Genomic DNA, 25335 nt, shown 5'->3' with positions numbered 1-25335 from the left:
TGCTTAATATTTTTATTATATTACTGCTTAATATTTAAGCTATATTACTGCCAACTTTTATTTCGGGTGCAAAAATAATAAAAAAGCTGCAAAAAACACTCACAAAATTAGTTAAAGTAAGCAAAATCAAATAAAAAGAAAGCAGAAAGTTTTCTCTTTCTGCCTGACTTACAATAAATTACCTGAGTATTTCCTTCAGCGGTTTCATCACGAAATCACGTTCTTCCATCAAAGGATGGGGAACATGCAGATCGGGCTCATTGATTACCAAGTCATCAATCATCAGGATATCAATGTCGATAATGCGGTCGTGGTATTCACCATCCACCGACTTCAGGGTTCTGCCCATCTCTCGCTCTATGCGCTGAGTTGCCTCCAGCACCTGGCGGGGTGCCATGGTGGTGAGAACCAGCACGCAGGAGTTGATGAAGTCGTTGGGCGAAGAATAGCCCCATGGCTTGGTTTCATAAAGAGCAGACTGGCGATCTACCACGCCAATCTGCTCTCCTATCTTTTCTATCGCCTCGCGAATGTTGCGCTTACGGTTGCCCAAATTCGTGCCGAGGCTTAAATATACATGATACATAAGGATGATTCAAAATGGTTTAGTCTGGAAGTATCAACAAAGAATCGCCGTAGCAACCAAACATATAACCATTCTTCACTGCCTTCTTGTATGCCTCATATACAAGGTCGTAACCGCCGAACGCTGCTGTACACATCATCAGGGTTGACTCTGGATGATAGAAATTGGCAACGGCACAGTCGGCAAGTCCGAATTCGTATGGAGGGAAGATGAACTTGTTGGTCCAGCCATCGAATGCCTTCATCATACCATCGGTGCCTACGGCTGTCTCAGTGGCCTTCATCACGCTGGTACCGACGGCACATACACGATGTCCCTCAGCCTTGGTTCTGTTCACCAGGTCGCAAGCCTCCTGAGAGATAATCATCTGCTCTGAATCCATCTTGTGCTTGGTCAAATCCTCCACTTCAATCTCGTGGAAGTTGCCCAATCCGCAGTGCAGGGTGATGTATGCCTCGTTGATTCCGTTGATTTCCATGCGCTTCATCAGCTCACGAGAGAAGTGAAGACCTGTGGCAGGAGCCGTTACGGCACCTTCCTTCTCGGCAAAAACGCACTGGAAGTCTTCCATATCCTCTTCTGTGGCATGGTGACTCTCGCGGGCATCAATCACATAGCGTGGCAATGGTGCCTCGCCCAGGGCGAAGAGCGAACGCTTGAACTCATCGTGCTTGCCATCCTCATCATAGAGGAAGCGGAGCGTACGGCCACGGCTGGTGGTGTTGTCGATTACCTCGGCAACCATCTCGTTTACATCGTCGAAGAAAAGCTTGTTGCCGATACGGATCTTACGGGCTGGCTCTACCAGTACATCCCAAAGGCGCATCTCAGGATTGAGCTCGCGGAGCAGGAACACCTCAATCTTGGCATCTGTCTTCTCCTTGGTTCCGTAGAGACGGGCTGGGAACACCTTGGTATCGTTGAAGATGAAGGTATCTCCCTCCTCGAAATAGTTCACGATGTCCTTGAACTGCAGGAATACCGGATTGCCATCGGCATCCTTCATTTCCTTGCCGTTCTCATCGGTCTTATACATCTCGATGGTTTCCGACTTCTTGTGGATGACCATCAGTCGAGCCTCGTCGCGGCGAGTAATCTCGAATACACGTTCACCACTAGCTGTCTTAACCACACGTTTTGCCTTATGTGGGTAAAGTGCCACCTGAGAAGCTGGCAACTTGAAGTTGAATTGCGATAATTTCATGTTATATCTTTTTTCTCCTTTCTATGATTATTTACTAAGATTCTTTTTCTGGGATGCCTGTTGGCTTTCAGCAATGCTATCCTCCAACGGCTGGGCATCGAGCCATTCCTGGAAATGGTCGAAGTCGATGCAGGTTTCTACGTTGAAACAGCCTGCCTTGGTACGGCGCAGGGCGGTGAGGAAGGCTCCACTATCCAGGGCACGGCCGATGTCACGGGCGAGGGAACGGATATAGGTTCCCTTGCCGCAAACCACACGGATGCTGGCGGTCTTTTCCTCGTCGTTATAGTCGGTGAGCTCTATCTCATCCACTCTCACGGTCTTTGGCTTCAGCTGCACTTCTTCGCCTGCACGGCGGAGGGCATACGAGCGGTCGCCGTTCACCTTCACGGCACTATAGGTAGGTGGCACCTGCTGAATCTCGCCAACAAACTGCTTCAGCACCTCCTCTACCAGCTCACGGGTGATGTGCTTGGTTGGGAAGGTGTGGTTCACGCTGTGCTCCTTGTCGTAGCTGGCGGTGGTAGCACCGAACTGCAAGGTTGCCGTATATTCCTTGGTATGGGTCTGCAACTGCTCTATCTGCTTGGTACACTTGCCTGTGCAGAGCACCAGTACGCCAGTAGCAAGGGGATCGAGCGTACCGGCATGTCCTATCTTCACCTTAAAGCCGAGTTTCTTGCTGAGCAGATAGCGCACATGCGCCAAGGCTCCGAAGCTCGACATGCGATAAGGCTTGTCGATGGCTATAATTTCTCCTTTTCTGAAATCCATATTCCTATTTTAGTCAACCATCTGCATATCTACACCGCAAAGGCCGCAGATGATGATGATGAGTCCTACTACGATACGGTACCAGCCGAAGGCTGCGAAACCGTACTTGGTGACATAGTTGATGAAAAACTTGATGGCTAGAATAGCAACGAAGAATGCTACCACTGAACCCAGGAGCAAGGTAACCAGATTGTTGCCCTGAGTGAGCAACGAACCGCCGCCATGGCTGATGAGCTTATAAACCTCCAGGCAGGTGGCACCAAACATGGTAGGCACAGCCAGGAAGAATGAGAACTCGGCAGCCGCCTTGCGGGTGAGTCGCTGAGACATACCTCCCACAATAGTTGACATGGAACGAGACACACCTGGAATCATTGCAATACACTGGATGAAACCGATGGTCAGGGCACGCTTGTAAGTAAGCTTAGTCTGCTCGCTGCCCTTATTGAAAATCTTATCGCAGAAGAGCATGAACACACCGCCAATGACAAGCATCCATCCTACCAGCTGCACATTGCCCAGGTTTGACTCGATGAAATCATTGAAGGCAAGACCCAATACCACGGCAGGCAGTGTACCAACCACCAAGCGGGCATAGAAATCGAACATCGCCTTCCAATAGGTCTTCTCTCCTGTCTTCACTGCATCCGGATAGAAGAATCTCTTCCAATACAGGCAGATGACAGAAAGAATGGCGCCAAACTGGATGATGACAGTAAAGGCGTTGACAAACTTATCCTGGATATCTACACCCAACAAGTTTTCGGCAATAATCATGTGACCTGTACTAGACACTGGCAAGAACTCGGTCAATCCCTCTACAATAGAGATAATGATAGTCTGAATAAAATCCATCTAATAATAATATGTATATTAACTATAAACTCTAAACTCTAATCTCTTAATTGTCTTTCGGCTTGCGTATAACCGCATAAATGATTGAGAGGAAACCAATCAGGGTAACGGTTGGTGCCACTACAATACGGCGAGTACTGAAAATATCAGCATCGAAAGAATGCTCGTTAGAGCCAGCGCCGCTCATCAGGAGGAAACCGATGATAACAATTGCCATACCTATTGCCAACAAGATGAAGTTCATCTTGTCAAATGCTAAATTCTTCTTATCCATTATATATAATGCTTAATGTTTAATGTTTAATGTTTAAATTTTATACAGGTCACCCGCCTTCATCTTGAGGAACTTGTTCACAGAGATGTTGGCACAGAGGGCTGTGATGATGAGACCAAAGAGGAAGACGGAACCACCGGTGATGGCGAGTTCCTGCCAACCGAGCACATTGAGCAATTCCGGCTCGTGTACCGACCACGCATAGAGACACCCGCCCAGGAATCCATCGGCTATCAGTGCCGAGATAAAGCCCACCAACATCGCACTGGCCAGGAACGGCTTGCGGATGAAGCCCCACGATGCACCCACCAACTTCATGGTATGGATAGAGAAGCGACGGGCATAGATGCCCAGGCGCACCGTGTTGTTGATAAGCGAGAACGAGATGAAAGTAAGCAGGGCAGCAACTATCAGCAGTCCGATGCTGATCTTGGTAAGCGAATTGTTTACCTGCTCTATCAGGTCGTGCTGATAACTTACCTCGGTGACACGAGGATAGGCCTTCAACTCCTTGGAAATCCAAGCCAGGGAGTCGTTGTTGGCATAATCAGCCTGCGTTGTAATCTCAATGGAAGGTTGGAAAGGATTCACACCGGCAAACTCGCTCGGATTGGTACCTAAATCGCGGGTAGCTTCCTTCAAGGCCTGCTCCTTGGTGATATAAGTCAATCCCTTCACGTAAGGACGCGCCTTGAGATGCTTGCACATCTGCAAGCCCTCAGGATTGGTCATATCCTGCTCCAACATCACCTGAACCACCAGGTTCTCCTTGACGTAAGACGAGAGGTTTCTTCCCATAAGCACGGAGAAGATGACCAAGCCCAGCAAAACAAGCACCATGGCGGTGCTGATACACAAAGTAACAACCTGCAATCCACGATGATTACGAGGCTTATATTGTTTCTTTCTCATGTTCTATTCTATTTATTTCTGACAGAAAAGGGGATAATTACCCAAATTGTTTGCAAAGGTACACATAAACGAAGAGATAACAAAATAAAATTGCATTTATTTGCATTTATTCAATTAATTATTAAGGGAAGAGAGATTCTTTTGTTGCTACCCTTCATAGAATTTGTTGCTAAGCCTAGATGATTTTTTCGTTCATAAGCTTTGAATGTAAGTTCAAAGCTTTTGAATATAAGTTCAAAGCCTTTGAACATAAGTTCAAAGCTTATGAACGGAGATTTCTATTAGGGATAGTATCTTTTTCCATGTATCCCCCATACTATCAAACATACTATCACCCAAGCTATCAAACATGAAAAAGGGCCAACCTCACGGCCAGCCCTTTCTTAAATATCGAAAAATTCAAATAGGTATGACTTGAATTTTTACAACTAACAACAAATCGAGGTGAGAACCTCAATCTTAAAAACCAATTACATTTTAGTGATGACACCCTTCTCTGAACTCTCCAGGAACTGGATGATGTTCTGAATCTCCGGACTATCTGGCACCTGATCCTTGATCTGGTTGATGGCATCGAAGAGGGATGTCTGACCATGGAATACCAGTCGGTAGGCATTAGCAATATGCTTGCGAACCTTCTCGGTAACCTCGGCTGCTTCCATGATGATGGTGTTAGGACCTGCATACTTCACAGGCTTTCCACCGGCAATGATATAAGGAGGAATATCCTTAGAGAAGGTGGTACCTGCCTGAATCATCGCCAAGTCACCTACTCTAGTCTTGGCGTTCTCTACTACGGATGTTGAGTAGATGATACCATTACCAATCACGCAGTCGCCTGCAATCTTGGTACCATAACCGAATACGCAACCGTTGCCGATAACTGTATCGTGAGAGATATGGGCACCTTCCATCAGGAAGTTGTTGTTGCCCAGAACGGTCTTGCCACCCTTGTGAGTACCACGGTTGATAACCACGTTCTCACGGATGGTATTGTTGTCGCCAATCACTACCTCACTCTCCTCACCAGTGTAGTTGAAATCCTGTGGGAGGGCAGCGATAACGGCTGCCTGGAACACCTTATTATTATTACCCATGCGAGTACCGTTCATGATGCTCACGAAGGGATAGATGGTACAGTTGTCGCCGATGACCACATCGTCCTCGATATAGGCGAATGGATAGATCTTGCAGTTGTCTCCAATCTTAGCCTTTGGAGAAACCTCTGCCTTTGGACTTATTATACTAGCCATAACTATAAACTATTAATTATTAACTATAAATTACTTAGCTCCTCCACCCAATGCATAGTAGAGATTAACTACTGCCTGCATCTTGTAGAAGTCATCAGCTACCTTAGAAAGCTGTACGTTGAGCAGTGAAGACTGTGCCTGGATTACCTCCAGATAAGAACCGCCAGCCTCTGACATCAACTTACGTGTATCCTCTACGTTCTGCTCGAGTACGGCGATGCGCTTAGTCTCCACCTTACCCTTCTCATCAGAATAGTTGTAGAGCACGAGGGCATTGCTCACCTCGCTACCAGCCTTCAGTACGGTGTTCTGCCAGGTATTGTAAGCCTGCTCATACTGCATCTTAGCCACCTTCAATCCGGCAATGATAGTACCATTTCTGAAGATTGGCTGAACCAATGAACCAACAGCAGAAAGCAACCACTTACCTGGGTTCACGATGCCTGCACCAGCAGAATTGGTGAATGCACCTGTACCAGAAATGGTGATGGATGGATAGAACTTGCTGCGGGCAGTCTCAATGCCATAGAAGCACTGAGCCAGATTCATCTCGGCAGCGTGAACATCAGCACGGTTGTTGAGCAACTGGATGCCTACACCTGTAGAGAATGTTGCAGGAAGACTCTGATTCTCCAGTTTGCCACGGGCAATAGAATGAGCCTGGTCGCCGATGAGAAGACTTAGGGAATTCTCTGTCTCGCGAATCTGACGCAACAGGTCGGTCTTCTGAGTCAACACAGCATAGTAGTTGCTCTCGGCAGCCTGCACGGAAGTTCCGCGATAACCAAGCTTGGTATCCTTCAATACCTTCATCATCTCCCAGGTATCCTTGGTCAAGCCTTCCATATTGTTAACCAGCTCCACCTGCTTGTCGAGCATCAACAAGGTATAATACATGTTGGCGATATTGGCGATGAGGTTGGTCTGTACAGACACCTGATAGTCCTTCAACTGGAGCAGCGCCATCTGGGCACTGCGCTTCTGAGAGAGCAGGTTGCCGAAGAGGTCAACCATCCAACTGGCAGTGACAGGCATGCTGTAAGTCTTGGTGGCAGCATTGCCATCCCAGGAAGCGATGGTTCCCTGAGGAGAGAAAGACAAGGAAGGCACAAACGCCAACTTGGCACACTTCAACTGCTCTTCAGCCATCTTCACGTTCAAAGCCGCATTGAGCAGGTTGACATTGTTGTTCAATCCCTTCTCAATGATCGACTGGAGCTGAGGGTCGGTGAAGACACTGCGCCAAGGGATATTGGCGAAGGTAGTAGTATCCTTTACAGCCAAAGTATCTGTATCAGAAGCTACATCGCGAACGATACCGCTGGTCTTCACATCCGGACGCTCATACTTTCCGTAGAGAGTCTTGCAGCTGCTCAGAGAGAGCGCTGCGAGACCCAATATGATGATATTTAAATTCTTTTTCATTGTTTCCTTTGAAGTTACATTGCGTTATTACTTCTTCTCGATACCCTTCTTCTGATGAGCGGCGTTGGCATACTGCTCCAACTCTACAGCTACCTCCTCGTTCAACTCATCCTCGAACTTCATTGGGGTCAACTTCTCCTGCAACCACTGGAAGACTGCGAAGAGAGCAGGAACCACGAAGATCTGACAGAGAGTACCGATCAACATACCACCTACGGCGGCAGCACCCAAAGTCTGGTTACCATTCTTACCTACACCAGATGCGAACATCAGAGGCAACAGACCGATAACCATCGCCAGAGAGGTCATCAGGATAGGACGGAGACGGGCACCGGCACCCAGGATAGCTGAGTACTTGATGGCCATACCCGTACGACGACGCTCGAGGGCGAACTGTACGATCAGGATGGCATTCTTAGCCAACAGACCGATCAACATAATCAACGAAATCTGCATGTAGATATCGTTAGAGTGACCGAAGAGGTTGGTGAAGATGAACGCACCAGCCAAACCGAATGGGATAGACAATACTACAGACAATGGCAAGATGTAACTCTCGTACTGGGCACTCAAGATCAAGTAAACGAATACGATACAGAGTGCGAAGATCAAACCTGTAGAGTTGCTGGACTCAGCCTCAGAACGGGTCAAACCAGAGTACTCATAGCCGTAACCCTCTGGCAATGTCTCCTTGGCAACCTCAGCAATCGCCTTCATACCGTCACCTGTAGAGTAACCGCTGTTAGGAGTTACAGATACATCCATAGAGGTAAACAAGTTGAATCGGGTGATGTTAGACGGACCATAAACCTTCTTCAAGTTCACGAACTCGCTTACAGGAGACATGGTGCCATCAGCACAGCGAACGTAAATCTTGCTCAGATCGTCTGGACGCATACGGCTCTCAGGACCAGCCTGAATCATCACACGGTAGAGCTTACCATAAGCATTGAAGTTAGATGCGTAGAGACCACCGAGATAACCCTGCATGACAGACAATACTGTTGATGGAGAGATACCAGCCTGCTTGGTCTTGGCAACATCTACATCCACCATATACTGAGGATAGTTAGGGTTATACTGAGTCTGAGCGGTCTGAATCTCAGGACGCTTGTTCAACTCAGCCAGGAACTTCTTCACATTATCAAAGAACTTATTCAAGTCGCCACCGGTCTTATCCTGCATGGTCATGGTAATACCATTCTGCATAGAGAAACCGGAAATCATAGGTGGAGCGAAGGCAAGAACCTGTGCATCCTTGATGGCAGCAGTCTGCTTGTAGATCATACCCAACACAGAAGTATATTCCATTGGGTTGACAAACAGCGCCTCAATACCGCCACCGGTACAAGCCTCCTTGATACGGTGGAAGAATCCACCCGGACGCTCCTCGAATGGCTTCAGCTTCACGATGATGGTACCCTGGTTAGAACCGGCACCACCGATAAAGCTATAACCCATGATGGCGTTACGGGTTGCGATGGCTGGGTTGCTAGCCAGCATCTTATCTACCTGCTTTACCACCTCTGCAGTACGTTCCTGAGAAGTACCAGGAGCTGTAGAGATACAAGCGAAGATAGTACCGGTATCCTCATCAGGCACCAGACCCGTCTTGGTAGTACCCATCAGGGCAACCAGACCTACGATACTGACAGCCACCAGGCTACCAGCGATGATGCCATGGTTGATAACCCACTTGACACCACCCTTATACTTATTGGTAATCTTATCAAACTGATAGTTGAATCCTGCGTGGAATCGGTCCACGAAAGACATCTTCTTCTCGTGACCCTCCTCGTGTGGCTTCAGCAACACGGCACAGAGTGCAGGAGACAAGGTCAACGCATTGATAGCCGAAATAACGATAGATACAGCCATGGTTACACCGAACTCACGGTAGAAGTAACCGGAAGTACCACCGATGAATGATACAGGAACGAACACGGCAGACATCACCAATGTAATAGAGATGATGGCACTGGAAATTTCGTTCATCGCATCGATAGATGCAGTAAGGGCACTCTTGTAACCCTGGTCGAGCTTGGCGTGAACCGCCTCGACCACCACAATGGCATCATCGACCACAATCGCAATGGCCAGCAGCAGGGCTGACAGCGTAAGCAGGTTGATGGAGAATCCGAAGATCCAGAGGAAGAGGAACGTACCAATCAAAGCCACAGGTACGGCAATCATAGGAATCAGCGTAGAACGGAAGTCCTGCAAGAAGATATACACTACGATGAACACCAGTACCAGAGTGATGATCAAGGTGAAGATAACCTCCTCGATAGATGCAAACAAGAACTCGGTAACATCCATCAGGATGACATTCTTCAACCCTGGAGGATAACTCTTCTCCAGTTCATCAAGCGATTTCTTTACGTCGCTTGCAATCTGGGTAGCGTTGGAACCGGCAATCTGCTGAACCATACCCATCACGGCAGGCTGACCATCATTGAGCAGGTTTACGTTATACTGCAAACCACCCAGCTCAACCTTGGCAATTTCGCCCAGACGTAGAGTCTGACCGGAAGTATTGCTCTTGATGAGGATGTTCTCATACTCCAATGGAGTCTTCAAACGACCCTTGTAACGCAAGGTATATTCATACTGCATATCAGAGCTCTCACCAAAGCTACCAGGGGCAGCCTCGATATTCTGCTCTGCCAAAGCCTGAGAAACATCAGAAGGAACCAGTCCGAACTCCTTCATCTTCTCTGGCTTCAACCAGATACGCATAGAGTAGTTACGGGTAGAAGGGCTCTGCACATCACCCACACCATTGATACGCTTCAACTGAGGAATGACGTTGATCAGGGCGTAGTTGGTAACAAACTGGTCGTCGTAACGTCCATCGTCTGTAGTCAGAGCGAACATGATAACGTTGGAACTCTGTCGCTTGGTTACGGTGACACCCACCCTGGTAACCTCGGCAGGCAGCAGAGACTGCGCCTGAGATACACGGTTCTGTACGTTGACCGCAGCCATATCAGGGTCAGAACCCTGCTTGAAGTAAACGGTGATCTGAGCAAAACCAGAGTTAGACGCAGAAGAGGTCATATAAGTCATGTTCTCCACACCGTTGATACTCTCCTCCAGCGGAGCAACGACTGAGTTCAACACCGTCTGGGCATCTGCACCCGTATAGGTAGCAGTTACCGTGATGGTAGGCGGCGCGATATTCGGATACTGCTCGATAGGCAGCGATACCAAGCCGATAATACCCAGCAAGACGAAGAAGATGGAAACCACCGTCGAAAGTACCGGGCGCTTTATAAAGTTTGTAAATGACATAATTTACTATTTTTCTTTATACCTTATTATATATTACTTCTTTCCGCCCATAGCAGTAGCGAAGGCATGAGCGTTATCCTGAGACTCAGCCAACTTGGCAGCCTCAGCAATCTTCTGATTGTAGCGCTCCAGAGTGATAGGCTTGATCTGCTGACCATCGGTCAACTTGGTGATACCCTTCAGCACGATGCGGTCGCCAACATGAAGACCAGAAGTTACGATATAATTCTTGCCATCATCCTGTGGATTTACCTTGATCTCAGAATACTTCACCTTGTTATCCTTGGTTACGATGTAAACGAAAATCTTATCCTGAACCTGAGAGCAAGCCTCCTGAGGGATAACGATAGCACTGTTGTGATCGTTAGGAACCACGATAGAACCTGCACCACCACTCTTCAGCAACTTCTCTGGGTTAGCGAAGTGAGCGATGAGAGAGATAGAACCGGAAGTAGCATCGATGACACCACTCATCTTGACTACCTTACCTGGATGATTATAGATAGAACCGTCTGCCAACTGCAACTTAACAGCTGGGAACGCTGCGATGGCTGCCTGAACACTACCGTTGGTCTTAGACATGCTCAAGATCTGAGACTCAGAGAGTGAGAAGAATACCTCCATGGTGCTGTTGTTGGAAACAGTGGTCAAAGCCTGACCAGAAGCGCTAACCAAAGCACCTACCTTGAAAGGAAGGCTACCTACAACACCGGCAGAAGGACTGGTAACAGTGCACCAAGCCAACTGCTCGCGAGCTGAAGCCAGAGAAGCCTCTGCCTGAGCCACCTGTGCCTTGGCTGTAGCCAAACCATTGGCTGCGGTAGAAAGCTCATATTCACCGATAATCTTGCTATCATACAACTTCTTGTTGTTCTGGTAAGTCAACTTGGCAGTATTAGCCTGTGCCTTAGCTGTATTCACAGCGGCAGCTGCAGAACGAACGGCAGCCTGATAAGTCTCGCTATCGATAGCGAACAATGGCTGACCAGCTGAAACAGTCTGACCCTCATGCACATAAACCTTAGTAATGAAGCCAGAAACCTTAGGACGAACCTCTACATCCTGAATACCCTTGATGGTAGCAGGATAGGTAGTCTGCAATGCGGCACTGGAAGTGCCGATGGTAGCTACGGCAAACTCATCATCGCCGAAGTCAGGTAAACCACCCTTCTTACTTCCACCACATGATGTCAAAGTTGCGAGTACACAGACTGCTGCAACGAACAAAACGTTTTTAATTTTCATACCTATTTTTATATTATAATTTATTATTTTTGTCATACCTTAATATATACATACCGCCCTCTGGCGGAAACTCTAAACTGATTTTGAGTTTTAAAACGCTGCAAAATTACTAATAATATATGAATAACGGCTCGCAAGGAGCCGTTATTTAACAAAAATTATTCTCTATTTAAGTTTTCTACCATAGCCAAGCCCATATCCTGTGCCTTCTTCATCAGAAGTTCCATCAAAGGTTCCCGCTCGTTTGCCACTCTGTTATCCAGTACGGCATCCTTCAGATACTGCTTCAAGGTTCCCACTTCGCGGCATGGCTTGAGCTGGAACATCTCCATGATTTCGTTACCGTCAATACAAGGCTGAAGCAATCGCTTGTAGTCGCGCTCCTGCAAGTCTGCCAGCTTCTCGCGCACCATCTTGAAGTTATCCAGGAACTTCTGCTTGCGCACCTGGTTCTTGCTGGTGATATCAGCCTCGCAAAGCGTCATCAGGTCGTTGATGTCATCACCTGCATCGTTCAGCAGTCGGCGGACCGCGCTATCCGTCACCTCCTCATCGGCTATCACGATAGGACGCATGTGGAGTTCCACCAGTTTCTGCACGTACTTCATCTTCGCATCCATCGGAAGCTTCATGCGGCGGAAGATGCCTGGAATCATCTTGGCACCTATTATATTATGACTGTGGAACGTCCAACCGATATTGTTGTCCCAGCGCTTACTCTTCGGTTTGCCGACGTCGTGGAAGAGTGCCGCCCAGCGGAGCCAGAGGTTATCGCTGTGCTTGCACACATTCTCCAAAACCTCCATCGTATGGTCGTAATTGTTCTTATGGGCTCTGCCATTGCGGGTTTCCACCTTATCCATCGCCACCAGTTCGGGCAGGATGAGGTCGAGCAGACCGGTATCCTTCAGATAATAAAATCCGATGCTTGGGTGCTTGGAGAGCATAATCTTGTTCATCTCGTCGCAGATGCGCTCGCCGCTGATAATCTTCAGTCGGTCGGCATTACGGGAAAGTGCCTCGTAGGTTTCATCCTCTATCTGGAAGTTGAGCTGGGTGGCAAAGCGCACACAGCGCATCATGCGGAGCGGGTCGTCAGAGAAGGTGACATCCGGGTCGAGCGGAGTGGCGATGATGCCGTCTTCCAAATCATAGACACCATCAAAAGGGTCGACGAGTTCTCCAAAACGGTCCTTGTTCAGGCACACCGCCATGGCATTGATGGTGAAGTCACGACGGTTCTGGTCGTCCTCCAGGGTTCCATCTTCAACAATCGGTTTGCGGGAATCGCGGTTATAGCTCTCCTTTCGGGCTCCCACGAACTCCACTTCTGTATCCTTATACTTTACCTGTGCTGTTCCGAAATTGCGGAACACAGAGAGATGCGCCTTTTTTCCGAGCATCTTCTTCAAGGTGGAAGCCACCTCAATGCCGCTGCCCACGACAACGACATCAATATCATTGGAAGGTCGTTCCAGGAAGAGGTCACGCACATATCCACCTACTACATAACATTCCACAGACAGCTCGTCTGCCGCCTCTGAAATCTTATGAAAAATATCCTTATCCAGTATCTGTGCCAGTTCGGCATTGGTCAAATTTCTCATACTCTTTTTTCTTTCGGGGTGCAAAGTTACTGCAAAATATGTAAAATACAAAATAAATATTTGGCTATTTCATAATAAATGCGTAAATTTGCACCGAATTTCGAAATTATTATGGCAGATTTATTGAAAACAGAACAGCAGTTTAAGGATGTCATGAGTGAATGCAGGACATTATTTGAGAAGAAGCTCCACGATTACGGAGCCTCTTGGAGAATCTTGCGCCCTTCTTCCCTGACAGACCAACTCTATATCAAGGCGAAGCGAATCCGCTCGCTCGAAATCAAGAAAGAATCTTTGGTAGGTGAGGGCATCCGCCCCGAGTTCATTGCCCTTATTAATTATGGTATCGTAGGACTCATCCAGCTGGAAAAGCCTTTCGCGGATGAAGTGGATATGACACCGGAAGAGGCGATGAAACTCTACGACCGCCATGCGCAGGAAGCGCTGCAGCTGATGCTCAAGAAGAACCATGACTACGACGAGGCATGGCGCTCGATGAGAGTAAGCAGCTATACCGATTTCATCCTCACCAAGATTCAGCGTGTAAAGGAAATTGAGGACATCGCAGGCGCTACCCTCGTTTCGGAAGGCATCGACGCCAACTACATGGACATCATCAACTATGCCGTGTTCGGAGCCATCAAGATGAATGAGAAATAATCAAGAGGAGTGAGAAATAATCAAGAGGAGTGAAAAATGATGAAGATAGCAATCAAGATAGCGGTAAACATCGGGCGACTGCTCATGGCAGCAACGTTCATCTTCTCGGGATTCGTGAAGGGAATAGACCCGCTGGGCACGCAATATAAGATAACCGACTATCTGGAGGCACTGCATATCGACTGGATGTTCCCGTCGTGGAGCACACTGGTGATGTCGGTTCTGCTTGCCATGTGCGAGTTTGCCATCGGCATCTTCCTGCTCTTTGCCATCCGCAGAAGACTGGTGAGCAAGCTTACCCTGCTCGTGATGGCTGTGATGACGCTGATAACACTCTGGATCGTCATCGCCGACCCGGTGAAGGATTGCGGCTGCTTCGGTGATGCCATCGTACTCAGCAACATGGAGACGTTCATCAAGAACATCATTCTCCTTGCCATCGCCATCCTCATCTGGAGAAGACCGATGGACATGCCGCTGCTGGTATCCAGGTCAACCCGATGGATTGTCATCAACTATACGTTCCTCTTCTCCATCGTGATGAGCGCCTGGAGCCTGTGGTATCTTCCGCAGTTCGACTTCCGCCCTTATCACATCGGCGCCAACATCGCCAAGGGAATGGAGATTCCGAAGGGAGCCAAGCAACCTAAGTTTGACACCACCTTCATCCTGGAGAAGAACGGAGAACGGAAGGAGTTTACGATAGACAACTATCCCGACTCCACCTGGACCTTCATCGACAGCAAGACGGTGCAGACGGAAGAAGGCTACGTGCCACCTATCCACGACTTCAGCATAGAAGATACGCAGACGGGCGCAGATATCACCCAGGAAGTGATTCACCGCAAGGGCTACACCTTCCTGCTGGTATCACCCCACCTGGAGTTTGCCGACGACAGCAACTTCGGCAGCATCGACGAGATATACGAATACGCCAACGACCATGGCTATCCCTTCCTCTGCCTCACGGCAAGTACGGAGAAAGCCATCAGGCACTGGCAAGACATCACGGGAGCAGAATATCCCTTCTATATCACAGACGAGACAACGCTGAAGACCGTGATACGCAGCAACCCGGGACTCCTGCTGCTGAAAGACGGAACCATCATCCGGAAATGGAGCCACAACGACCTGCCTGGCATGGAAGAGATAGCAGGCAAGCCACTGGAACAAACCGAGATAGGCAAGATGCCGGAAGTAAGTGCCGCCAAGAAGATAGCCGGCATCATCTCCTGGTTTGTCATCCCGCTGGTACTCCTTACCATCGCCGACCGGCTTTGGGCATGGGGCGCCTGGATCAGAAAGAAAGAGAATTCAAACAGAATATTATCAACTTTTAAAAAGAAAAGAAAAATGAGAAAGAAAATTGTAGCAGGTAACTGGAAAATGAACATGAACCTGCAGGACGGTGTTGCTCTCGCTAAGGAGATCAACGAGGCATTGGTAGCTGACAAGCCAAACTGTGACGTAATCATCTGTACTCCATTCATCCACTTGGCTTCTGTAGCTCAGGTTTTGGATTCAAAGGTAGTAGGTCTCGGTGCAGAGAACTGCGCAGACAAGGCTAAGGGTGCTTTCACTGGTGAGGTTTCAGCTGAGATGGTAAAGAGCACAGGTGCTCAGTATGTTATCCTCGGTCACTCAGAGCGTCGTCAGTACTATGGCGAGACTGCAGAGATCTTGAAGGAGAAGGTAGAGTTGGCTTTGGCTAATGGTTTGAAGGTTATCTTCTGCTGCGGTGAGACTCTCGAGGAGCGTGAGGCTGAGAAGCAGAACGAGGTTGTTAAGGCTGAGTTGGAGGGTTCAGTATTCCACTTGAGCGCTGACGCTTGGAAGAACATCATCCTCGCTTACGAGCCAATCTGGGCTATCGGTACAGGTAAGACTGCTACTTCTGACCAGGCTGAGGAGATGTTGGCATACATCCGCTCTATCGTAGCTGAGAAGTATGGCAACGAGGCTGCTGAGGAGACATCTATCCTCTATGGTGGTAGCTGCAAGGCTAGCAACGCACCTGAGCTCTTCGCTAAGCCAAACATCGACGGTGGCTTGATCGGTGGTGCTTCTTTGAAGGCTGCTGATTTCAAGGGTATCATCGACGCTTGGAAGAAGTAATCTCAACAAGAAATATTTTGCGGGGATGCCCTTTCTTCGTGGGAGGGCATCCCTTTTTAATCAAAAAAAAGACTGCTTTCATATCAAAAAAAGCGCAATTTAAGGAAATAGTCATGAAACAATTCCTCACATTATTAATATTCATCCTCTGCTCTACATTCACAGCGAATGCGCAGAACTACCTGGACCATCTGAAGAAGAAGGAACCGGGAAAGGGTGTTGTGACCGTGAACCAAAGCAAGGCTATCGACGAATTGGTAAACGGAAAACCTGTGCAGGCTGCAGAAAAGAAGCCTACTGCACAGGATGACAAGACCAAGACTAAAACTACCCCACAACCACAAAAGACCCCAACAGACACTCAGCACAAGAACACTGAGCACCCACAAAGGGAGAATACTCCTACCCCTCATCCGCAGCATGAAAACACAAAGGAGGGCACCCATGCCAACAACGCAAAGGAGGACACCCACGCCAACAACGCTGCCAAGGCTGAGAACAGAAAAGAAGAAACTGAAATGCCGATAGTGGATATGCGCAAGAAAGTGATGCGCAAAAGCTACAAGGTTACAGGATATAGAGTACAGGTATATGCCGGCGGTAACTCCCGCAACGACCGACTGAAGGCGGAACAGACAGGCAACAACATCAAGATGAAGTTCCCAGACCAGCCGGTTTACGTTCACTTCTACTCCCCAAGATGGATTTGCCGCATGGGCAACTTCCGCAATTTGGGCGAAGCCCAGAAGGTTCTTGCCAAGGTGAAAGCCCTGGGTTACAGACAGGCATGCCTGGTAAAGGGACAGATTACGGTACAGTACTAGTTAATAGTTTATAGTTGATAGTTAACAGTTTACAGCATTGATGCCGTAGGCCTAACTATAAACTATTAATTGTAAATTATTAACTATTAATTAAGAATTATAAATTAAATAAGATGAATCCAGAAACAGAATTTCGCGAGGGATTGGACGAACTCGCAGGACACTATAAAGAAGTATTGAAACTCCTGGGCGAAGACCCAGAGCGCGAAGGTTTGGTAAAAACCCCGATGCGCGTGGCTAAGGCGATGCAGATTCTGACCCGTGGCTATACACAGGATGCCCACAAGGTATTGACAGATGCCCTTTTCGAAGAGAAATACGACCAGATGGTTATCGTGAAGGACATCGATTTCTTCTCGATGTGCGAGCACCACATGCTGCCTTTCTATGGCAAGGTTCACGTGGCTTACATTCCTAACGGCAAGATCACCGGTCTGAGCAAGATAGCCCGCGTGGTGGATATCTTCAGCCACCGCCTCCAGGTGCAGGAGCGCCTCACCCAGCAGATTAAGGACTGCATCCAGGAAACCCTGAATCCTCAGGGGGTCATGGTGGTGATTGAGGCTAAGCACATGTGCATGCAGATGCGTGGCGTGGAGAAGCAGAATTCCATCACCACAACCAGTGATTATAGCGGTGTATTCAACTCTTTGAACACCCGCCAGGAGTTCATGAGCCTGCTGAGAGGAGAAAGTAAAAGAATCTAATATATAGTTAATAGTTTACAGTTGATAGTTTATAGAGCATTCTTGCCATCAACTGTAAACTATTAACTTTTAACTATAAACTATAAAAAAATGAAGTTTATATCCTGGAACGTAAACGGCCTGCGTGCTTGCGTGGGCAAAGACTTCGAGAACCAATTCAAGGCACTCGATGCAGACTTCTTCTGCCTGCAGGAAACCAAGATGCAGGAAGGACAACTCGACCTGAAGTTTGAAGGCTACGAAAGTTATTGGAACTACGCTGAGAAAAAAGGATATTCCGGCACTGCCATCTATACCAAGCACAAGCCTTTGAGCGTAAGCTATGGCATGGGCGTGGAGGAACACGACCACGAAGGCAGAATCATCACACTGGAATACGATCAGTTCTACCTCGTCACCTGCTATACACCAAACTCGCAGACAGAACTCAAGCGACTGGATTATCGCATGACTTGGGAAGACGACTTCCGCAAGTTCCTGAAAAATCTGGATGCCCAAAAACCGGTAGTCATCTGTGGCGACTTAAACGTGGCACACGAAGAGATAGATATCAAGAATCCGAAGACCAACCGCCGCAACGCCGGTTTTACAGACGAAGAGCGAGAGAAAATGACAATTCTCCTGAACGATGGCTTCACCGATAGCTTCCGCTATCTCCATCCAGAGGAAGTAACCTATTCGTGGTGGTCTTATCGCTTCAAGGCACGCGAGAAGAACGCCGGCTGGCGCATCGACTATTTCCTGGTATCAGACAGCATCAAGGACAAGATTACAGAAGCAAAGATCCATACCGACATCATGGGTAGCGACCACTGCCCGGTGGAAGTAGACTTAAACATCTAACAAGAAATCAGACTTTCTTATATAAATTAGATTGTTGATAAAAAAAAGATGGGGATCACCTTCCTCACGGAAGCCATCCCCATATTGGTCATATCAACATAAAATTTTAATTTATATAAGAGAGATTTTTCAATTCTAATGAAGAAATCAACTGCCCCATGTAACGGGGCATTGATTTGCTGGTCAACGGATTACAAGAGACCCTTAATCTCAGAGAGATTCTTCTTTACAGAAGTACCGTCCTTGTAAGTAACCATGAAGTAATCGTGAACAGACTTGCCGTTTCTGTACTGCACAACTGCCACGCCACCTTCGCGGAGCTGGAGAGTGAAGTAACCCTCACGCTTGCCATTGACATACTTGCCATGCCACTTCTCCTTACCATTCTTATAATAAGTGGTCACTTCACCGTTGAAAACTGTATTGCGGTCGTTACCGAGGTCAATGAAGCTATAGCCTCCCTCAGCACGGAGATTACCATTCATATAGAAATCCTGGAAAACGTCCTTCTTATTGAGGCCAGCGCCGGTAGTCATCAGCAATCTGTAATAACTAGCCTGATCGGCACTAGCTACATTGCTCATATTTTCTGCATAGAAAATAGTGTCAGCTACTACTGTTGCATTCTCTACGTGCTTGCGACCGAAAGCTGCTACGGTCATTAAAGCCATCAATGAGAATAATATAACTCGTTTCATATTTTTAATTTTTAGGATATTATTAATTGTTTATTATTATTTCTTTTTTCTGGTGCAAAGATAATACAATTTTCGATAGGTTGTATCAATCCTTAACGCTATTTTATCTATTTTTTCGGGTCGGTTTTACTTTTTACTAGAAAGAGTTTTCCAAATTACAAATTGTTATTTAAGGGGTCTTTTTTATACACTTTGACAGAAGGTATTTCCTGATAACCCCCATAAATCCCCATCTCAGTTTACACATTGTAAGCAGCCTATCTCATTACCCCTCAGGAGCACCACCACTTTTTTGAACCCATTTACAAACTTTTTCGCCCTTTTTCTAGCGTATGTACTTTTTATTTTGTACTTTTGCAGAGAAATATATATAATATAAGGTACGCGAATGAAAAAATATACAATAAAGGCACCTAGCCAAATGAATGCAAGTATCAACTTGCCAGCATCTAAGAGTATCAGCAACCGAGCCCTCGTCATCAGTGCGATGGCTGGAAGCAGCATACAACCTAGCAACTTGAGCGACTGCGATGACACCGAGGTTATCATCGCCGCCCTCAAGGATATGCCTGATGTCATCAACATCAAGGCAGCAGGCACCGCCATGCGATTCATGACAGCTTATCTTGCCTCTACACCGGGCGAACATACCATCACGGGTACTGATCGCATGCAGAATCGCCCTATCCGCATCCTCGTAGACGCCCTGCGCTATCTGGGTGCAGACATCTCCTACGAGAAGAACGAAGGCTATCCGCCTCTCCACATCAAAGGCAAGTCTTTGGAAGGCGGCCACCTGGAGGTAGTAGGCAACATCAGCTCGCAATACATCTCTGCACTCCTGATGATAGGTCCGATGCTGAAGAATGGACTGGAATTGAAGCTTACTGGCGAAATTGCCTCACGCCCTTACATCGACCTCACCCTCTGGACCATGAAGGAATATGGAGCAGATGCAGAATGGACGGATATGGACACCATCACCGTGAAGCCGCAGCCATACAAGGCGACTCCTTACATGATTGAGAACGATTGGAGTGCCTCGTCTTACTGGTACGAGATGATGGCCCTGAATGCCAACATCGACTCTTCTATCAAGCTGGAAGGCTTGATGGACAGTTCAAAGCAGGGTGATTCTGTGGTGAAATACATCTTCAGTCTGCTGGGTGTGAAGAGCGAATTTGAGAATCGCGACACCATCACGAATGTAATGCTGAAGACAAACCGCTGTCTTCTCCCTAAGTTTGAATACGATTTCACGGGTTCCCCAGACCTGGCTCAAACCATCGTAGTAGCATGCTGTGCGCTCGGCGTGAAGTTCAAGTTCACAGGCCTTGCCAGTCTGAAAATCAAGGAAACCGACCGCATCGAGGCTCTCAAGACCGAGTTGAAGAAGGTGGGCTACATCATCCACGACGAGAACGACAATACGCTCTATTGGGATGGCGAGACCTGCGAAGCAAGCTTTGCCCCTATCGACACCTACGAGGATCACCGCATGGCGATGGCTTTCGCCCCACTCGCCTTCAAGTTCCCTCAGATAGAGATCAACAACCCGGAAGTAGTGAGCAAGTCATACCTACACTATTGGGAAGACCTCAAGAAAGTAGGATTTGAGATAGTTGAAAGTTAATAGTTGATAGTTAATTGTTTATGCTATATTTAGTTTTAGCCTTGGTGGCTCTAGGCCTGATAAGCGCCATATTCGGTATCGTCTCCCATCGTAAGGGAGAGGACGAGGAACCTTTACAGGAAGGCGTATCGTGCAACACTTGCAATGGAGAGAACTCCAAGTGCGAGCAAGACTGCATGATGGAGGCAGCCACCAAGGAAATAGAATATTACGATGACGAAGACCTCGACCGGTTTGCAGGACGAGAGGCTGACGACTATACCGACGAGGAAGTGGAAGAATTCTCGGAAGTGCTCTACACCATGCAGCCCGATGAGGTGGCAGGCTGGAACAGAAGTCTGATTCTGCGAGGCATCAACCTGCCTAACCAGCTGAAGGATGAAGTCATCAACTTTTTAAATAGCTAGGAGTCATATATGGACATATTGCAATATACATTTTTCCAGAACGCACTGATAGGCGCCTTCTTGGCAAGCATCCTGTGCGGATTCATCGGAACCTACATCGTTACCCGCCGTCTGGTCTTCATCAGCGGCGGCATCACCCATGCCTCTTTCGGCGGCATCGGCATCGGTGTGTTCTCGGGCATCAACCCCATCCTCTCCGCCATGGTATTCGCCATCCTCAGTGCCTTTGGCGTACAATGGATTTCGCGTAAGAAAGATGTGCGCAAAGACTCCGCCATCGCCATGTTCTGGACCCTGGGCATGAGCGTGGGCATCATCTGCTGCTTTCTCACCCCGGGATTCATGCCCGACCTTCCCTCCTTCCTCTTCGGCAGCATCCTCGCCATCGACAGCGCAGACCTCTGGTTGCTGGGCATCCTCACCCTGGTGGTGGCACTGCTCTTCACCTTCCTCCTGCGCCCCATCCAGAACATCGCATTCGACAGTACCTTTGCCCGGTCACAGCATCTGCCGGTCACCCTCATCGAATATCTGATGATGACGCTCATCGCCATGACCATCGTTGCCACCCTCAAGATGGTGGGCATCGTACTCGCCATCAGTCTGCTCACCATCCCGCAGATGACCGCCAACCTCTTCACCTACAACTACAGGCAGATGATCTGGGCAAGCATCATCCTGGGCTGGATAGACTGCATCGTGGGGCTCTACGCCAGCTACATGCTCAATGTGCCGTCGGGAGCCACCATCATCTTCGTAAGCATCATCATCTTTGCCATCGCAAAATTGTGGAAAGGAATCCAGAAAAAATGAAACAGCATCAGCACCCTACAAGAAACCTGGCATACGCCATCGTGCTCATCATCATCTCGATGAGTACCATCGGATGTTCTACGCAGAAGAATACGGCGCAGAGCAGATGGTGGCATGCCTTCAACGCCCGATACAATACCTATTATAATGGTACACTCGCCTATATTGATGCCTCGCTGGAGAAAGAAGCAGGCAACAAGGACAACTATACCGAGCAGATTCCACTCTACACCGTTACCAACAAGAGTAGCCGCGAAATAGGTAAGAGTAACTACGACCGTGCCATCGAAAAATGCGAGAAAGCCATTCACCAGCACAGTATCAAGAGCCGACCTGAATGGACAAAAAGCAGAAAGAAGACCGAAAAGGATATTGAATGGCTCAGCCGCCGTGAGTACAACCCCTTTCTGTGGAAAGCCTGGATGCTGATGGGTAGATCGCAGTTCTTCAAGGGCGACTTCAATTCGGCAGCCACCACCTTCGCCTACATGAGCCGCCTCTACGCCACCCAACCTGCCATCTACGGCAAGGCTCGTGCCTGGCTGGCTAAATGCTACATAGAACAGGACTGGATGTATGATGCAGAAGATGTAATCCGCAACATCAGGCGCGATTCCATCCACTGGAGTGCCCAGAAGGAATGGGATTATACCCTTGCCGACTACCATATCCGCAAGGGCGAAGCGGCACAGGCGATTCCTTATCTCAAAAAGGTAATCAGCCACGAGATGCGCCGCAAGCAGAAGGCACGCGAATGGTACCTGATGGGACAGCTGCAGGCTTCCATCGGCAACAAGCAGGAAGCCTACAAGGCTTTCAAGCACGTGGTGCGCCTCAATCCTCCTTACGAACTGGAGTTCAACGCCCGCATCTCGATGACCGAGGTGATGGCGGCAAACAACAGCAGAAAGATGATAGGCAAGCTGAAGCGCATGGCGGCATCCGACAACAACCAGGAATATCTCGACCAGGTATATTATGCCATCGGTAATATCTACCTGGCTCAGAAAGACACCCTGCAGGCCATCGGAGCCTACGAGAAAGGCGTTGCCAAGGCCACCAGAAGCGGCATAGAGAAAGGTGTGCTCCTCCTGCATCTGGGCGACATCTACTGGATTAGAGAGAAATTCTCCGATGCCCAGCGCTGCTACGGCGAAGCCATCGGCTTGCTCGACAAGGAGCGCAAGGACTACGAGCAGCTCTCCAACCGCTCCAAGGTGCTCGACGAACTGGTACCCTTCACCGATGCCGTAGCCCTGCAGGACTCCCTCCAGGCATTGGCAAAGATGGATGAGAAAGACCGCAACGCTGCCATCGACCGCGTGATTACCGCCCTGAAGAAGAAAGAAAAGGAAGAACGCAAAAAACAGGCTGAGCAGGAAGCTGCCAATAACCAACAGGGAGGAAACGGAGGCAACTTTGCCAACAATGCCAACAAGAAGCACAACGCTACCAACAATGCAATGAACGGCATGAACGGCATGGATAAAGGAAAGTGGTATTTCTATTCTCCTGTTGCCGTAACCCAGGGTAAGGCGCAGTTCCAGAAACTCTGGGGAAAGCGAGAGAATGTAGACAACTGGCAGCGAGTCAACAAAACCGTGGTTGCTTCAGCACAGGGTGCCGAGGAGATGACCGACGAGATGAGAGATTCACTCGCCAACGTAGCCGCCCAGGAAGATTCGCTCAAGCAGATTACCGACAGCGCCGTGAACGACCCGCACAAGCGGGAGTACTACATGGCTCAGATTCCATTCACCCCGGAACAGCTGGCAGAAAGCAACCAGCTGCTTGAAGACGGACTCTATCATTCGGGCGTCATCTTCAAGGATAAGCTCGACAACCTGCCACTCAGCGAGAAGGCGCTGCGCCGACTGACTGACCACTATCCGGAATATGAGCACATGGATGATGTCTACTATCATCTCTACCTGCTCTATTCCAGAAAGAAGCAGCCGGATGTGGCAAGTACCTACGTGGAGAAACTGAAGAAGGACTACCCTGAAAGCCAGTGGACCATCCTTCTTTCCGATCCATATTATATGGAGAATGCCAAGATAGGCGTTCATCTGGAAGACTCCATCTATACCCTCACCTACCAGGCATTCAAGGAGGGTAAATATGAGGTAGTGAAGGCGAATGCCACCGTATCGGAGAAGCGGTTCCCTACGGGCGAAAACCGTGACAAGTTCCTCTTCATCAGCGGTATGACCCAGCTCAACGAAGGCAACGTAGATTCATGTATGACCATCATGAACACCGTGGTGGAGAAATATCCTAACAGCCGACTCAGCGAGATGGCGGGTATGATAGTGAATGGAGTCAACGCCGGCAAGCGACTCTACGGAGGCAAGTTCGACCTGAGCAATGTATGGTCGATGAGAAGCGACGTTATCAACAACAACGATTCTACCCAGCACAAGGGCTTTAACGACGAACGCAACGACAAGTTCGTGTTCCTCCTGGCCTATGTTCCTGATTCCGTAAACGAGAACCAGCTGCTCTTCGAGGTGGCAAAATACAACTTCACCTCGTATATGGCACGTAATTTCGACCTCAACATCGAGGATATTCAAGGTCTGCATCGTCTGAAAGTAAGCGGTTTCCGCAACTACGATGAGGCTCGCCAATATGCCAACGAGGTGTATAAGCAGGCAGGCATCACCCGTCTGCTGAACAAGGCAAGAGCCTTTGTCATCAGCGAGCCGAACCTGGAGTTTCTGGGCACCAAACTGTCGTACGACGACTACGACAAGTTCTACGCCAAGCACTTTGCCCCATTGAAGATCAGCCAGCTCCGCCTGCTCATCGAGCCAGCAGAAATAGCTGTAGATAGAGATCAGGAAGATGCATCTAGCAAGGTTCCAGAAACGGGCGATCATCCGCTTGATGAATTGGAACCAAAAGAAGATCTGATTCTCGGTCCTGTAAATCAGAATTCTGAGCAGCAGAAGACGCAGGAAGAGGAAATCACGCTGCCGGTTAACAAGGAAGAGCAGACTACCCAGGAAGAAGAATTCACTCTTCCTGTAACCAAGGAAGAGCAGAAGACTCAGGAAGATGACGATACCTTCGAGATTCAGCCTCAGCAGAAAGAGGAGAAGACCGAAGATACCGGTATCGACTTCGAGGAGAAGAAGCCTGAAGATTCCGGACTGGAAGACGAATACTTCGAACTCGACGGATTCTAGAGGAAAACTAAAAAA

The 25335-nt window shown here is 48.4% G+C and carries 21 protein-coding genes; 9 read left to right on the top strand and 12 right to left on the bottom strand.

Annotated features, from left to right (window positions below):
- Nucleotides 1–178: 178 nt before the first annotated feature.
- The 11 genes from folK to V8Z93_RS05305 all read right to left on the bottom strand — a co-directional run bounded on the left by folK (nucleotide 179) and on the right by V8Z93_RS05305 (nucleotide 13429).
- Nucleotides 179–586 (bottom strand): 2-amino-4-hydroxy-6-hydroxymethyldihydropteridine diphosphokinase, encoded by a 408-nt coding sequence (gene folK, locus V8Z93_RS05355; RefSeq protein WP_203050071.1) that lies wholly within the window; start codon nucleotides 584–586, stop codon nucleotides 179–181.
- A 19-nt stretch (nucleotides 587–605) separates the two neighbouring features.
- Entirely contained in the window at nucleotides 606–1790 is a 1185-nt protein-coding gene (gene queA, locus V8Z93_RS05350) for a tRNA preQ1(34) S-adenosylmethionine ribosyltransferase-isomerase QueA (RefSeq protein ID WP_118312658.1), read from the bottom strand.
- 27 nt (nucleotides 1791–1817) lie between these two features.
- Complete coding sequence (gene truB / locus V8Z93_RS05345) at nucleotides 1818–2564, bottom strand: tRNA pseudouridine(55) synthase TruB (protein WP_439432607.1); 747 nt, start codon at nucleotides 2562–2564, stop codon at nucleotides 1818–1820.
- 9 nt (nucleotides 2565–2573) lie between these two features.
- Nucleotides 2574–3419, bottom strand: coding sequence for an undecaprenyl-diphosphate phosphatase (locus V8Z93_RS05340; RefSeq protein ID WP_439432606.1), 846 nt, complete (start codon nucleotides 3417–3419; stop codon nucleotides 2574–2576).
- 46 nt (nucleotides 3420–3465) lie between these two features.
- Nucleotides 3466–3693 carry a DUF3098 domain-containing protein gene (locus V8Z93_RS05335; protein WP_089544002.1) on the bottom strand — a complete coding sequence of 76 codons (228 nt, stop codon included), beginning with the start codon at nucleotides 3691–3693 and terminating at the stop codon, nucleotides 3466–3468.
- Between the two features lie 33 nt (nucleotides 3694–3726).
- On the bottom strand, nucleotides 3727–4605 hold the full coding sequence (locus tag V8Z93_RS05330; RefSeq protein ID WP_203040952.1) for a cell division protein FtsX: 879 nt from the start codon (nucleotides 4603–4605) through the stop codon (nucleotides 3727–3729).
- A gap of 470 nt (nucleotides 4606–5075) precedes the next feature.
- Nucleotides 5076–5858: an acyl-ACP--UDP-N-acetylglucosamine O-acyltransferase gene (gene lpxA, locus V8Z93_RS05325; protein WP_439432605.1), complete on the bottom strand. Its 783-nt coding sequence runs from the start codon at nucleotides 5856–5858 to the stop codon at nucleotides 5076–5078.
- Between the two features lie 30 nt (nucleotides 5859–5888).
- Nucleotides 5889–7283, bottom strand: coding sequence for an efflux transporter outer membrane subunit (locus V8Z93_RS05320; protein WP_439432604.1), 1395 nt, complete (start codon nucleotides 7281–7283; stop codon nucleotides 5889–5891).
- A 27-nt stretch (nucleotides 7284–7310) separates the two neighbouring features.
- Nucleotides 7311–10577: an efflux RND transporter permease subunit gene (locus tag V8Z93_RS05315; RefSeq protein ID WP_439432603.1), complete on the bottom strand. Its 3267-nt coding sequence runs from the start codon at nucleotides 10575–10577 to the stop codon at nucleotides 7311–7313.
- 33 nt (nucleotides 10578–10610) lie between these two features.
- Nucleotides 10611–11822: an efflux RND transporter periplasmic adaptor subunit gene (locus V8Z93_RS05310; RefSeq protein WP_439432602.1), complete on the bottom strand. Its 1212-nt coding sequence runs from the start codon at nucleotides 11820–11822 to the stop codon at nucleotides 10611–10613.
- A gap of 158 nt (nucleotides 11823–11980) precedes the next feature.
- Entirely contained in the window at nucleotides 11981–13429 is a 1449-nt protein-coding gene (locus V8Z93_RS05305; protein ID WP_203050084.1) for a CCA tRNA nucleotidyltransferase, read from the bottom strand.
- 111 nt (nucleotides 13430–13540) lie between these two features.
- Between V8Z93_RS05305 and V8Z93_RS05300 the strand changes: the two genes are divergently transcribed.
- The 5 genes from V8Z93_RS05300 (at nucleotide 13541) to V8Z93_RS05280 (ending at nucleotide 18578) form a co-directional block, all read left to right on the top strand.
- Nucleotides 13541–14089, top strand: a complete 549-nt coding sequence (locus V8Z93_RS05300; protein WP_238405277.1) for a DUF1599 domain-containing protein — start codon at nucleotides 13541–13543, stop codon at nucleotides 14087–14089.
- Between the two features lie 39 nt (nucleotides 14090–14128).
- Entirely contained in the window at nucleotides 14129–16204 is a 2076-nt protein-coding gene (locus V8Z93_RS05295) for a BT_3928 family protein (protein WP_439432828.1), read from the top strand.
- 113 nt (nucleotides 16205–16317) lie between these two features.
- Nucleotides 16318–17028 (top strand): SPOR domain-containing protein, encoded by a 711-nt coding sequence (locus V8Z93_RS05290; RefSeq protein ID WP_203050088.1) that lies wholly within the window; start codon nucleotides 16318–16320, stop codon nucleotides 17026–17028.
- A gap of 113 nt (nucleotides 17029–17141) precedes the next feature.
- On the top strand, nucleotides 17142–17735 hold the full coding sequence (folE, locus tag V8Z93_RS05285; protein ID WP_203040945.1) for a GTP cyclohydrolase I FolE: 594 nt from the start codon (nucleotides 17142–17144) through the stop codon (nucleotides 17733–17735).
- A 90-nt stretch (nucleotides 17736–17825) separates the two neighbouring features.
- Complete coding sequence (locus V8Z93_RS05280; protein ID WP_439432601.1) at nucleotides 17826–18578, top strand: exodeoxyribonuclease III; 753 nt, start codon at nucleotides 17826–17828, stop codon at nucleotides 18576–18578.
- A gap of 191 nt (nucleotides 18579–18769) precedes the next feature.
- On the opposite strand, the gene V8Z93_RS05275 is transcribed toward V8Z93_RS05280, so the two are convergent.
- Nucleotides 18770–19276, bottom strand: a complete 507-nt coding sequence (locus tag V8Z93_RS05275) for a hypothetical protein (RefSeq protein ID WP_203040943.1) — start codon at nucleotides 19274–19276, stop codon at nucleotides 18770–18772.
- A gap of 388 nt (nucleotides 19277–19664) precedes the next feature.
- Here V8Z93_RS05275 and V8Z93_RS05270 point away from each other — a divergent pair, with 388 nt between their 5' ends.
- The 4 genes from V8Z93_RS05270 to V8Z93_RS05255 are packed head-to-tail and all read left to right on the top strand — an operon-like array spanning nucleotide 19665 to nucleotide 25320.
- Nucleotides 19665–20909, top strand: coding sequence for a 3-phosphoshikimate 1-carboxyvinyltransferase (locus V8Z93_RS05270; RefSeq protein ID WP_439432600.1), 1245 nt, complete (start codon nucleotides 19665–19667; stop codon nucleotides 20907–20909).
- A 20-nt stretch (nucleotides 20910–20929) separates the two neighbouring features.
- Nucleotides 20930–21316 (top strand): hypothetical protein, encoded by a 387-nt coding sequence (locus V8Z93_RS05265; protein WP_203050094.1) that lies wholly within the window; start codon nucleotides 20930–20932, stop codon nucleotides 21314–21316.
- Between the two features lie 9 nt (nucleotides 21317–21325).
- Nucleotides 21326–22129: a metal ABC transporter permease gene (locus V8Z93_RS05260; protein ID WP_203040940.1), complete on the top strand. Its 804-nt coding sequence runs from the start codon at nucleotides 21326–21328 to the stop codon at nucleotides 22127–22129.
- Nucleotides 22126–25320: a tetratricopeptide repeat protein gene (locus tag V8Z93_RS05255; protein WP_439432599.1), complete on the top strand. Its 3195-nt coding sequence runs from the start codon at nucleotides 22126–22128 to the stop codon at nucleotides 25318–25320. Before V8Z93_RS05260 ends, V8Z93_RS05255 begins: the two co-directional genes overlap by 4 nt.
- Nucleotides 25321–25335 lie beyond the last annotated feature (15 nt).

Source organism: Segatella copri (assembly GCF_051861805.1).
GTDB classification, from domain to species: domain Bacteria; phylum Bacteroidota; class Bacteroidia; order Bacteroidales; family Bacteroidaceae; genus Prevotella; species Prevotella copri_M.
This window is presented reverse-complemented; position numbering and strand designations above follow the sequence as displayed.

Excerpts from the sequence above, each read along its gene's own strand:
- folK (WP_203050071.1), bottom strand. The coding sequence starts at position 586 with ATGTATCATGTATATTTAAGCCTCGGCACGAATTTGGGCAACCGTAAG.
- queA (WP_118312658.1), bottom strand. The coding sequence starts at position 1,790 with ATGAAATTATCGCAATTCAACTTCAAGTTGCCAGCTTCTCAGGTGGCA.
- truB (WP_439432607.1), bottom strand. The coding sequence starts at position 2,564 with ATGGATTTCAGAAAAGGAGAAATTATAGCCATCGACAAGCCTTATCGC.
- V8Z93_RS05340 (WP_439432606.1), bottom strand. The coding sequence starts at position 3,419 with ATGGATTTTATTCAGACTATCATTATCTCTATTGTAGAGGGATTGACC.
- V8Z93_RS05335 (WP_089544002.1), bottom strand. The coding sequence starts at position 3,693 with ATGGATAAGAAGAATTTAGCATTTGACAAGATGAACTTCATCTTGTTG.
- V8Z93_RS05330 (WP_203040952.1), bottom strand. The coding sequence starts at position 4,605 with ATGAGAAAGAAACAATATAAGCCTCGTAATCATCGTGGATTGCAGGTT.
- lpxA (WP_439432605.1), bottom strand. The coding sequence starts at position 5,858 with ATGGCTAGTATAATAAGTCCAAAGGCAGAGGTTTCTCCAAAGGCTAAG.
- V8Z93_RS05320 (WP_439432604.1), bottom strand. The coding sequence starts at position 7,283 with ATGAAAAAGAATTTAAATATCATCATATTGGGTCTCGCAGCGCTCTCT.
- V8Z93_RS05315 (WP_439432603.1), bottom strand. The coding sequence starts at position 10,577 with ATGTCATTTACAAACTTTATAAAGCGCCCGGTACTTTCGACGGTGGTT.
- V8Z93_RS05310 (WP_439432602.1), bottom strand. The coding sequence starts at position 11,822 with ATGAAAATTAAAAACGTTTTGTTCGTTGCAGCAGTCTGTGTACTCGCA.
- V8Z93_RS05305 (WP_203050084.1), bottom strand. The coding sequence starts at position 13,429 with ATGAGAAATTTGACCAATGCCGAACTGGCACAGATACTGGATAAGGAT.
- V8Z93_RS05300 (WP_238405277.1), top strand. The coding sequence starts at position 13,541 with ATGGCAGATTTATTGAAAACAGAACAGCAGTTTAAGGATGTCATGAGT.
- V8Z93_RS05295 (WP_439432828.1), top strand. The coding sequence starts at position 14,129 with ATGAAGATAGCAATCAAGATAGCGGTAAACATCGGGCGACTGCTCATG.
- V8Z93_RS05290 (WP_203050088.1), top strand. The coding sequence starts at position 16,318 with ATGAAACAATTCCTCACATTATTAATATTCATCCTCTGCTCTACATTC.
- folE (WP_203040945.1), top strand. The coding sequence starts at position 17,142 with ATGAATCCAGAAACAGAATTTCGCGAGGGATTGGACGAACTCGCAGGA.
- V8Z93_RS05280 (WP_439432601.1), top strand. The coding sequence starts at position 17,826 with ATGAAGTTTATATCCTGGAACGTAAACGGCCTGCGTGCTTGCGTGGGC.
- V8Z93_RS05275 (WP_203040943.1), bottom strand. The coding sequence starts at position 19,276 with ATGAAACGAGTTATATTATTCTCATTGATGGCTTTAATGACCGTAGCA.
- V8Z93_RS05270 (WP_439432600.1), top strand. The coding sequence starts at position 19,665 with ATGAAAAAATATACAATAAAGGCACCTAGCCAAATGAATGCAAGTATC.
- V8Z93_RS05265 (WP_203050094.1), top strand. The coding sequence starts at position 20,930 with ATGCTATATTTAGTTTTAGCCTTGGTGGCTCTAGGCCTGATAAGCGCC.
- V8Z93_RS05260 (WP_203040940.1), top strand. The coding sequence starts at position 21,326 with ATGGACATATTGCAATATACATTTTTCCAGAACGCACTGATAGGCGCC.
- V8Z93_RS05255 (WP_439432599.1), top strand. The coding sequence starts at position 22,126 with ATGAAACAGCATCAGCACCCTACAAGAAACCTGGCATACGCCATCGTG.